General features: G+C 55.6%; 10 protein-coding genes. 3 read left to right on the forward strand and 7 right to left on the reverse strand.

What is annotated here, in order from left to right:
• Positions 1-115: 115 nt before the first annotated feature.
• The 7 genes from istB to E2L05_RS19440 form a co-directional block, all read right to left on the reverse strand.
• On the reverse strand, positions 116-880 hold the full coding sequence (gene istB, locus E2L05_RS19410) for an IS21-like element helper ATPase IstB (RefSeq protein WP_133343488.1): 765 nt from the start codon (positions 878-880) through the stop codon (positions 116-118).
• A gap of 14 nt (positions 881-894) precedes the next feature.
• Positions 895-2,433 carry an IS21 family transposase gene (istA, locus tag E2L05_RS19415; protein ID WP_133343487.1) on the reverse strand — a complete coding sequence of 513 codons (1,539 nt, stop codon included), beginning with the start codon at positions 2,431-2,433 and terminating at the stop codon, positions 895-897.
• A gap of 132 nt (positions 2,434-2,565) precedes the next feature.
• A complete protein-coding gene (locus tag E2L05_RS19420) occupies positions 2,566-2,937 on the reverse strand; it encodes a DUF6880 family protein (protein WP_341776764.1) in 372 nt (123 codons plus the stop codon).
• Positions 2,938-3,108: 171 nt separating this feature from the next.
• Entirely contained in the window at positions 3,109-3,999 is an 891-nt protein-coding gene (locus E2L05_RS19425; protein ID WP_157445682.1) for an alpha/beta hydrolase, read from the reverse strand.
• 114 nt (positions 4,000-4,113) lie between these two features.
• A complete protein-coding gene (locus E2L05_RS19430) occupies positions 4,114-5,184 on the reverse strand; it encodes an alpha/beta fold hydrolase (protein ID WP_133344596.1) in 1,071 nt (356 codons plus the stop codon).
• Positions 5,185-5,589: 405 nt separating this feature from the next.
• Entirely contained in the window at positions 5,590-6,381 is a 792-nt protein-coding gene (locus E2L05_RS19435; protein WP_054540812.1) for a class I SAM-dependent methyltransferase, read from the reverse strand.
• Between the two features lie 168 nt (positions 6,382-6,549).
• Complete coding sequence (locus E2L05_RS19440; protein ID WP_133344597.1) at positions 6,550-7,371, reverse strand: alpha/beta fold hydrolase; 822 nt, start codon at positions 7,369-7,371, stop codon at positions 6,550-6,552.
• Between E2L05_RS19440 and E2L05_RS21375 the strand changes: the two genes are divergently transcribed.
• The 3 genes from E2L05_RS21375 to E2L05_RS19455 all read left to right on the forward strand — a co-directional run.
• On the forward strand, positions 7,279-7,485 hold the full coding sequence (locus tag E2L05_RS21375) for a DUF6647 family protein (RefSeq protein ID WP_369817435.1): 207 nt from the start codon (positions 7,279-7,281) through the stop codon (positions 7,483-7,485). The two genes, E2L05_RS19440 and E2L05_RS21375, sit on opposite strands and share 93 nt — an antisense overlap.
• A gap of 203 nt (positions 7,486-7,688) precedes the next feature.
• Positions 7,689-9,077: a hypothetical protein gene (locus E2L05_RS19445; protein WP_243722068.1), complete on the forward strand. Its 1,389-nt coding sequence runs from the start codon at positions 7,689-7,691 to the stop codon at positions 9,075-9,077.
• 666 nt (positions 9,078-9,743) lie between these two features.
• The coding region (locus tag E2L05_RS19455) for a transposase (protein ID WP_208016242.1) at positions 9,744-10,268 on the forward strand (525 nt) is incomplete at its 3' end.

Here is a 10,268-nt window from a genome sequence, read left to right on the forward strand (position 1 = left end):
TGCGTATTTCGCGGAACTTGGGCAGTGATTTCACGCGATCTCGGGCACGCGTTTCAGGCCATCGTGGGCAGCCATTTCACGGTCGTGGGCAGGCTGGTCGACTAGGTGCATTGAGTCAGGCCTGATCGGTTGGGTCAAGCGGTTTTGTGATGCTCATCTTTCTTCGCATGCTTTCTCCGGATAGGGCGAGGCGGTGGGCGTTGTGAACCAGCCGGTCGAGAATAGCATCGGCAAGGGTTGGGTCGCCGATGGCCTCGTGCCATTGATCGACGGGCAACTGGCTGGTGACGATGGTGGAGCCGCGGCCCTGGCGGTCCTCGAGGATTTCCAGGAGGTCACGGCGTTCGGTGGCGGTCAGCACCGATAGACCCCAGTCGTCGAGGATCAGCAGCTCGGTTCGTTCGATGGATTTCAGGACACGGGCGTGGCGCCCGTCGCCCCTGGCGATGGCCAGCGCCTGAAAGAGCCGGGGCACACGGTGATACATCACGCGGCGGTCGTCGCGGCACGCCTTGTGGCCAAGCGCGCAGGCGATCCAACTTTTCCCAAGCCCGGTCGGGCCGGTAATGAGCAGATTTTCATGCCGGTCGATCCAGCCGCTGTCGATGAGGTGCGCCATGACGGATGTGTCGATGCCGCGCGGACTGCGCATGTCGATGTCTTCCACGCAAGCCGCATGGCGGAGCGCGGCAAACCGCAGCCGCGTGGCCAGCTTCTTGGCATCACGTTCTGCCGCCTCTCGATCGACCAGCAATCCAAGTCGCTCTTCGAAGCTGAGGCTTTCGAACATGGCGGAGGCGCGACGCTGTTCGTCGAGCGCCTTGGCCATGCCGGTGAAGCCAAGGGCCTCCAGCCGGTCGGATGTGGGATGTGTCAGCATGGGATGTCTCCTTTTCAGTGGTAATACTTCTGGCCGCGTATGTTGGGGTGCTGCAGCGGCAGCTCGTCAGCGTCTGGTTCCAGGAACGCCTGATCGAGCCCGTTCTTCAGGATTGACCGGATTGAGGATACCGACCGCGCCTTGATGGCGACGCCCCGGCGACAGGCGGCATCAAGGCGGTCAGGTTCATAGCTTTTGGCCAGCGACAGCACGCCCATGCAGGTGCGGAAGCCCTGCTCGGGGTGCGGTCTGTCTTCCATGACGATCTGACAAAACGCGGCGACCGAGGGCCCAAGCTTCTCAGCGCTGGCCAGAACGCGCGCCGGGGTCCATTCCGCATGGCGGCGGTGCGATGACGGCATGTGATCGGGCACCGTGACGTGGCTGCGCCGCCCAGGGTTGCGGACATGGCTGGCGATGCGTTTGCCACGGTGGAAAACTTCGACCGTGGAATGGGTTGCGCGGACGTCGACCTCCTGCCGGATCAAGCTGAAGGGTACCGAATACCAGCACCGGTCAACCTCGACATGGTAGTCGGGTGCAACACGGGCTCGCTTCCATCTGGCAAAGACATAGGGATCGGCGGGCAGCGGTTGCAGGCTCGGGCGGTCCAGCGTGGCGAACAGATCGGCGCGGCTTGCACCGTAATCGCGCATGACCCGGGTGTTCAGATCGTCCAGCAGAGGCCGGATCGCGGCGTTCAGTTCGGCGAGGGAGAAGAACCTGTGATTGCGCAACCGCGCGAGGATCCAGCGTTGTGCCACCTGCACCGCCACTTCGACCTTGGCTTTGTCTTTGGGCTTGCGCACACGCGCGGGCAGAATCGCGGTGCTGTAATGCTCTGCCATCTCGGCATAGGTCCGGTTCAACCCGGGATCGTAGCGGTCGGGTTTGATGACAGCGGATTTGAGGTTATCCGGGACCACCGCCTTGGGCACGCCGCCCAGATAGGCGAACATCCGGGTATGGGCACCGATCCAGTCTTCCAGCCCTTCCGAGGCAACAGCTTCGACGTAGGTGTAACTGGACGCCCCCATGGTGGCGACGAACAGCTTCGCCGCATGCACTTCGCCAGTTTCTGGATCGACAATGTCGATCGTGTCGCCCGCGTAATCGACAAACACCTTCTCACCGCCCGCATGTGTCTGCCGCATACTTGGGCGGACACGCCCCTTCCAGGCGTCGAAATGCGTACAGAACCACGTGTATCCGAACCCGCCCGGATGCTGCGCCCGGTATTCCTCCCACAACAGCATCCTGGTGACACTGCGCTTGCGCAGCTCCTTGTCCATCGCGGCCCAGTCCGGAACAGGGCGATCCGGATCCGGCACGCTCGGCGAGGACGGGAACAGCAACAGTTCAAGGCTGTCGTCGTCCAACCCATCGGGAAGCGGCCACCTCAGGCCCGCGTCGCGAGCCCGCCGCAGATAGGTGCCCACACTTCCCTTCCCAAGCCCGAGCGACGCGGCAATCGACCGCTCGCTCAGCCCTTGGGCAAACTTCAATCGCAATACGTCCCGTATCCGGCGCATGGTCAAACGTCCTGTCGGCATTCCATCCCTCCTGTTGATACGGAGGGGGAGTATCTTCAGTTCGTCGACCAGTCCTGCCCATGATCACGTGAAATCAGTGCCCGCGATCGCGTGAAATCCGCGCCCGCCTTCCCGCGAAATCAGTGCCCACAATCAGCTGAAATCAGTGCCCGCCATCACGCGAAACGCGCACGCAAGAGCCACGAACCGCCAGATCAGATCAAACGCCCCTGCTGGATCGACCGGCCCAACTTGAGAAACGATGGCGCGTCTCTGCATGTCTAAGTCAGCCGCGAAAGCATTGCGGCCCTGCCAGTCAATAAACGATCGTGATCTTGCAATGCTACTGAGCCGCTTGCGGATCTCCCGAGCGACATCTCCGGAACCGGCTTCGCTTGCCAGCTCCAGCCTCAGCTGCCGCTTTGCGTCAGCATTACCTTTGGTGATATCAAGAAGAAGGTCGGCCAACCGCTCAGCGCCGAGCGCCGCAAGGTTCTTTGTATTCAATGTAGTCTTCGAAGCCATGCAGGAAATTTAGGTCAATATGCAGCTCGAATGCCAGCCCCCTCCTCAAGTTTATGACCATCGCAGATTTGGGAAGACCTGCCCTTCGCTGCATAGCGCATGAACTGACACAGTGCGGACTTAGTGTGAATTCGCTGCGGTTGCGCCAAGGTCCGCTGTTCGAATTATGCGCTAAAGTACCCGATTAAGAAATTCGATTTGCGTGCTTACGGCTTTCAAGAAGTTCGGACTATCCTCCCACAAAAGACCAAAGTGTCCGCCGTCGATAATGACTTTCTCTTTCGGTCCCCCAATCCTATCGAACACCGCGTCTTGTAGCTCTGAGTTGCAGTGGACCATTTCATCGTTCTTCCCGTTCATCATCAGGACTGGCATTTTGAGGTGAGGAGCCGTCACCAACGGGGAAAAAGGAACTGGCGTCTTGGGGATAACCCGCGTCGCCTTGTTTTCCCAACCGCTGCCATGCCGACCACCATACTCCAGAAACCATCGAAACGCTTGTGGCGGCGCAAGCAAGGAAGGGGCGTTAATCTGGTCGAGCGAGACAACAGGCATAGGACCAACTACATCCTCTGGTTCACCGCGCAAATCTGCGTTGTGAAACAGGTCGCGAAGGGTATCAAAGGCCGGGCCATCTGTCGGACCCTCAGGCCATGTTGCGCCGCAAACCGGTATTTGAGCCACGATGGCCAAAACATTTTCAATGAGAGCGCCTGCAACCAGTACAAGACCACCAGTATAGCTATCCCCCCAAAGAGCAACACGGTCCGCCTGCAGGTGCTCCCTCGCAAACGCCACGGCGTCACGGTATCCGCGCGCCTGCACCCAAGGGTTTATCTCTTGTCTTGGTTCACCACCGCTTAGACCGAAATTCCTGTGATCATATAGGAGAACATCAAACCCAGCCTCAAAGATAGCTTCAGCATAGCAATCGATTGCCATCGTAATCGTGGCGCTGGTGCCGTGTGTCATGACAATTGTGGGTCTTGCGCTCCCCGCTGAGCGGTAATGCCTGCCTTGTAAAGTCGCGCCCTCCGACACAAATTCGATATCCCTGTACATGTGCCGTTCCCATCCGTGATTGATGGGAGCAATCAACCACCCAGATAAAAATTCCGCATGAGGCGAATGTCCCTGTAGCGCGCCATTGATGCGCAAATCCTTGGGGCCAAAGTCCTATCCTTCAGAAAGAACCTTCACGATCAATTCTGATCTGCTGCGCACACCGACTTTATCAAGTGCCACAGTGATCTGATTACGCACCGTTTTTTCGGATTTCCCTAGAACATTGGCAATTTCGTGGTTCCCCATTCCTTTGGCCACCAGTGCAACAACATCTTCTTCGGCATTGGTCAGATGGTAGGTGGCGTTGATTGGACGATGTGTTTTTGTCTCAGGCAAGAAAGTACGGAGTGTCGAGAGAAAAACCTCCCAAGCAGGTTCGGTTTCAAGCAAGATATGGTTTGCGCTATCAAGCGCAACAAACTGCGCGCCAGCAATGACGGCGGCCAGCTTGCGGCCTTCATCAAAGGGAATGCGTGCATCGTCGTTTGCATGAAAAATGAGGGTAGGCACATCGAGCTTTGCAGCATCAGCTAAGACATCAATCTTATGCAGGACCTCCAATGTGCGGAGCGCGATTTTTGGCGATGCGCTCTCTCTTTCAAGGCGTCGCCACCAACTATGCTGTTCTGGCGTACCAGATGGAACAAAGAGGTGGGTAAACACCTGATTGAAGGCCGGAACCTCTTTGCCCCATCCAAGATGGACCAAGTTTGCGAGGGTATCCGCCTCAAGTCGTGCATTTGGAGTGTCGCTACGAGCCAGCATGCCCTGAGCATAGGATCCAACCAGAATGAGCCGCTCCACCTTTTTGGGATGCCGCAAGGCGAATGCTATCGACAGTGCACACCCCTGTGACAGGCCCAGAAGCGTAACTGGGCCGTCAATGGCGTCTGCCACCGCTTCCAGATCGAACAACCAAGCATCAAAACTAATGTCTTCGACGTCACGATCCGATAGTCCACAACCGCGCAAATCATATCTGATGAACTGGTGGTCCCGGGAAAGCTCTTGCAGCCAGTGCCGCCAGATGGGGCTTTCTCCATCATGGGTCGCATGGCTTAGCCAATTGCCAGCCTTAAGAATGGTCGGGCCCTTACCCATTTTTGCCACTGCAATTCGGACCCCGTCGTGTGCTGTGACAAACGAGATCTTCTGATGTGCAGGTTTGTATGCTTTGCTCATATTCTGAGACTATCAGAAGCAATTCCCTCAGTCAGTACAACTGCTCGGGCAGAGTTGCCTATTGAATAGCGGATCAGAACCATCCTTGCTTGCGGGCTTTCATCCACATCGCAGCATCATGCAAAGTGAGCTCTCCTGACCGTTCGTGGCGTTGGTCACGAGTGGACGGTTTGGGAAACGGCGCCATTCGCTGTGCAGTGCGCGAAATCGAAAGATGCGGACAAAGGGTGAAATCGCTGCGCGTCCCCCTATCGCTGCGTCGAGAGACCAGCCTTAGTCATAAATGGTCGGTTGCGCCGGTGACATAGACGTATGGGTTTTGGCCAATCGTGTCGGTTGAGGAATCAACAACCGGCAAGGTCTGCGAAAGAACGCGTTACAAAGCGGTGTTTCCCTAAACCATACCTACTTGTGCCCAATCGCTACGTGCACGGCGTCAGGATAGACGAGCCTGGCACCCTTTGCGTAGCCGCTAAGTGCATTAGCAACATCCTCGACCAAGGCAGTTTGAGCTTCTTCCGAGAGCGCAATGAACGCACCTGCAATTGGCATCGATCCCAGATGTAGAGGAACGAACTCCGACGCAAGGGGAACTTCAATCATCAATTCCTGTCTACGGATTGATACGTCGCTGAAGCCTGCACTGCGGACTTGTTCTCTCAGATCGTCCGCCGATGGCGTTTCCCTTTGCGATCGCTGCTTTTTCGCGATCTCGGGTGAGATGTGGCTTTCAACTGCAGCGCATATCGCATTTGTGTAAGGGCTGTGCCCATCCCAAATTGAGAATGCCATACGCCCTCCGGGGGCGAGAAGACGCCAAAATTCTCTCAGCGCGCCGGGTTTGTCGGGGAAGTAATGATACCCGTGCTGTGACATGATCACGTCGTATGTTTCTGGCGGCAGGCCGCTATCGCAGACATCGCTTTCGATCCAGTTGACATCGAGCCCATCCGCCAGTTCCTTTGCTTTCGCAAGCATTGGTGCATTGATGTCCAGACCATCGACGCGTCCACCGGTGCCGACCCTTTTCTTCGCAAGCCTCGTCGTTACGCCAGTTCCGCAGGCAACATCCAGAACGCTCTCAGAAGCCTGAGGCGACAGCAGATCGACAAGTTCTTCAGCCCATCGGCCGAACCAAAGCGGCACCATGACCTCTTCGTATATCTGCGGGCCGCTGCCTACCAATTGGAAAGTCATGGATTTCCCCTATTTAGCCACATGTCACGATATCAAGGTACGATTCAAACTGTTTGGACGTCAACTTTACCCCACTTCGCTGACAAAAACCTACTCCCACACTCTAACGATCAGAAACAATGGTGTTACCGGTGACATAAACTTATGAGTTTTGCATGGCAGCAACTCTCACGTCGCGCTTTCACTCATCCGGTGGAGCCAATCCAGTGTCAGGGCTCTGAACAACTCCGGGCGTTCCCAAGCAAGACTGTGGCCAGCACAATCCAGGACTGCAAGGGTCGCGCGTGGATACCGTTCAAATCTGTCCATCATATCCTGATAACCTGCCATCGCATCTTGTCGCCCGTTCACGATGAGAGTTGGTTTCTCGAACGCAGATGCAGGGTTGGGCAAATCAAAGGAGAAATTGAAGTTCTGGTTCAGCCGCGTAGCCAATTCGTCATCCGCAAGGGCCGCTGCCGGTAGTTTGATATTCTCGATCTTTTGAAGAATGTCCGGGCTCTGGACGACCAATCGCCCGAAACGCGCCGCCGCTTCTGGCGAGGTGCGCTTCGGTATCCCTTCGGAAAAGGGCACAAGCGTTTGATGTGTTGGTCGCCAATCGACGGTAGAACCCGGCATTCCATCTGCCACGATCAACATCATTCCCAGCAGATCAGCTGGACGTGCGTGCGCCAAGCCCATGGCATGATAGCTGCCCCTCGACTCGCCGATCACTGCTAGTTTCTGGCCGTCGAAGACAAGGTCGATAAACGCGCTTATCATGTTCAATACGTCGTCTTGAGATTGAACGCTGGCATCTGCCTTGGAATATCCATGCCCGGGCAAGTCGATGTAGACGCGCTTCCAACCAGTGCTCTCTTCAAAAACCGGCTCGAGGGCGTCCAGCATATGCCGATGATCAAGGCCGCCCCCGTGCAATGCCAAGACAGGCGTGCCGCTTCCGCGCGTTTCCACATTGATACATCCGTTCGGCAATTCAACCAGCATGAAAGGCCCTCCTTGCCCACAATCTTATCCTGGGGTGGCCTGCAGGCAAAGGTCAACTGGATTGCGGTCATACTAGAATCTGGGTGTAGTCGACGCGACTTTCATCCCGACTAGTCTTGAACCTTTTGGGGGTCACCACGGGAGAAGCCGACATTCGCCCGCTACGCAGCATCTGACACTCCGGGCTCTTGTTCCTGTTTCGCTGCATTGTGCACGAAGGTCCGGTTTCAGTTTTGGGTGAGTTAATTACGCCCTTGCTGACTACCGCGCGAGGCTAGGCCAGCCTGTTTGCCCTAAAGGTCGAATGCAGATGGCCCTTGAACCACTTGCTCCGTCCACAGAAGACAACTACGCTTCAAAACAGCCGGAGGATTGGTCCACTGGCTTTTGGTTTCAAGTCCAGTTTCAACAACAAATGGAGGATTATCGCTATGGATAATCGGTTCGCTTACATGCGCAAATACCTTGGGTTTTCCCAAAAGGATGCATCCAACATTTTTTCCACTCGGCTCGATACGATCAAGAAATGGGACAGCGGCAAACTGCTAGTGCCGGGTCCGGTTTTGGAAGAACTTTATGATTATATACGGTTCTCAAATGATATGGTTGTCGAGTTTTGCGACGAGCGCCAAGCGGAAGATGAAGACGAGGGGATCGACGAAATCTACCTGCGCACCTTCACAGTTGAAGGTCTTGCCGAGCAAGGCTTGCCGCCCTCCCTTGGTTGGCAAGATCAAGTCATTGGTGCAATTATCGGTCGCCTTGCTTCCATCCATGTCTACGGCGCGGATACGCTGCCAGAGCATCATGACCCCGACTATCATTGGTATGAGTATTGGGGCTTTGAGCCAGTAAAGAAGCCAACAGAATTTTTCACCATCCAGGACGAAGCATTGTTCGCGAATGAACTTGCAAAAGCTGTTGAAGGTAACTTTTGGCAAGTGGATTTTGACCCAGACGAAAACTACTATTTGATTGGATTCCGAACAAAGTCAGTGTCCAAAGTTACACGCCATATTTGGATCAGAGCTGTTCGCGCTGGTCGAGGTTCGGAACTTGTAGAACGTTTCGCTGGTGAACCACTACGATATTGCGATTCATTTGGCGAAGGTGCCCCATACATCGAAGGACCAAACAAGGCCAAAATCCCTGTCGGTTTTGCGTCCGGCCATGACGATGACACCGTTGATCCGCATACATTAGCGGAGACACTTTTTGCGGCCCTCGCAACATCCTACCCAACCGAAGGCGCTATGCGTGAGGCATGCCGCGACCGATACGCGGCATTGGTCGGTGCTGACGAGGGCTACACAGCCGATTTTATGAACGATTGGGACGTGAAAGACACTCGCTTTGTTTCTCACAACTTTATCGCTGCCCTGTTTTTTGAAACCCAAAAACAGACCGGCTTGACGTTGCACCCCGAAGCTATGGTTGAACTATGCTCGATACTCGCCAAGTCGGAACCGTCGATACGCAGCATGGATCACGAAGTTGTTGTGATCGACATGGGCGAAATGGTGTTCACCATCACGCTTGATCTACGCGACGTTCTTTCCCAATCGGGTGATGGCAGAGACTTTCACACCGAAGCAAGCAAAGCCCTTGATGTTATCCAAGCGTCAATCGGAAACGATGGTCTGACCCGCATAGAGCCGTTCAGCACCATCGAAATCGAATTTACTTCGGACGACGCAGAAGGATAGGACACCTACCTTTATCTTCCCCGAAATAATCCTCGGGGGAGCGCCACTGGCGCGGGGGCCGATAGCCCCCTTCGTAGCTTGTCTTAGGGATCGGTGTTGGTACAATAAAGCATTATTGACCGATTGAGAGTGGATTGAATCTTGCCGTTGAACCCGCCAGAAACACCCAATGTATTAACAGAGGTCGCATTGAAACAGCGCCTTGAGACGGGTTCGAAACTCATCATTACATGCAACGTATCGCCAACGCGCAAAGCATCATCATGGTTTGGAGTTTGGACGATGCACGCAGAACATTCCGATGGGACTACGCAAATGTTGGTCACGGCGCGCTCCAGGATGGCAGGTGAAATTTCCATTCGTGAGTTCAAAACCGTGACGGGAATCGTGTCTTTTCTGACCGACTGCGGTTTCACCAAAATTTCCTTCCCCGTGATTGAGGGCGACACCGTGAGACTACCGCTGGATACTTAAACCCAGGCAGACATAGCGCCATTTTGCTGCGGCTGCCCCACTGACCGCGAGGGGGGCATCGTGGCATCACCGATCAACATCGAGGGCGGAAAGTTCGAGATATAGCTGAAAGTTGGTGATGGCCCCTGAGGGGCGGCATATCATGGCGTTGTTCACGCGCCGCAATTCTCTGCAGAGAAAAGGATATGCCACATGACGAAGACTATCATCACGACCTTGCCCGATCCACATGGATTTTCAGCTGACCCGTTGACTGACCTTCTGCGTTCAGGTGCGCGCAGCCTGATCCAGCAAGCAGTTGAAGCAGAGCTTTCGGTGTTGTTGGAGGCCTATTCCGGCGACCGGATCGAGGATGGTCGCGCTCGGCTTGTCCGCCACGGGCATTTGCCGGAACGCCAGGTGATGACTGGGATCGGTACTGTGCCGGTCAAGGTGCCGCGCGTGCGAGACCGGGGCGACACCGCTGAGAAAGTCCGGTTCACCTCGACAATCCTGCCGCCCTATTTGCGCAAAGCCAAATCCATCGAAGAACTGCTGCCCTGGCTTTATCTCAAAGGCATTTCCACTGGCGACTTTCACGAAGCACTTGCCGCACTTTTGGGCCCCAATGCAGCGGGGCTGTCATCAACGACAATTTCTCGGCTTAAAGCTGACTGGTGGGACGACTACGACCGCTGGCAACGCCGCGATCTCAGCACGCGCCGGTTCGTCTACATC

The sequence above is a fragment of the Meridianimarinicoccus aquatilis genome (genome assembly GCF_004358675.1).
In the GTDB taxonomy this organism is placed as follows: domain Bacteria; phylum Pseudomonadota; class Alphaproteobacteria; order Rhodobacterales; family Rhodobacteraceae; genus Meridianimarinicoccus; species Meridianimarinicoccus aquatilis.

Excerpts from the sequence above, each read along its gene's own strand:
- E2L05_RS19420 (WP_341776764.1), bottom strand. The coding sequence starts at position 2,937 with ATGGCTTCGAAGACTACATTGAATACAAAGAACCTTGCGGCGCTCGGC.
- istA (WP_133343487.1), bottom strand. The coding sequence starts at position 2,433 with ATGCCGACAGGACGTTTGACCATGCGCCGGATACGGGACGTATTGCGA.
- E2L05_RS21375 (WP_369817435.1), top strand. The coding sequence starts at position 7,279 with ATGATCAAGGCCGCCCCCGTGCAATGCCAAGACAGGCGTGCCGCTTCC.
- E2L05_RS19425 (WP_157445682.1), bottom strand. The coding sequence starts at position 3,999 with ATGTACAGGGATATCGAATTTGTGTCGGAGGGCGCGACTTTACAAGGC.
- istB (WP_133343488.1), bottom strand. The coding sequence starts at position 880 with ATGCTGACACATCCCACATCCGACCGGCTGGAGGCCCTTGGCTTCACC.
- E2L05_RS19440 (WP_133344597.1), bottom strand. The coding sequence starts at position 7,371 with ATGCTGGTTGAATTGCCGAACGGATGTATCAATGTGGAAACGCGCGGA.
- E2L05_RS19435 (WP_054540812.1), bottom strand. The coding sequence starts at position 6,381 with ATGACTTTCCAATTGGTAGGCAGCGGCCCGCAGATATACGAAGAGGTC.
- E2L05_RS19430 (WP_133344596.1), bottom strand. The coding sequence starts at position 5,184 with ATGAGCAAAGCATACAAACCTGCACATCAGAAGATCTCGTTTGTCACA.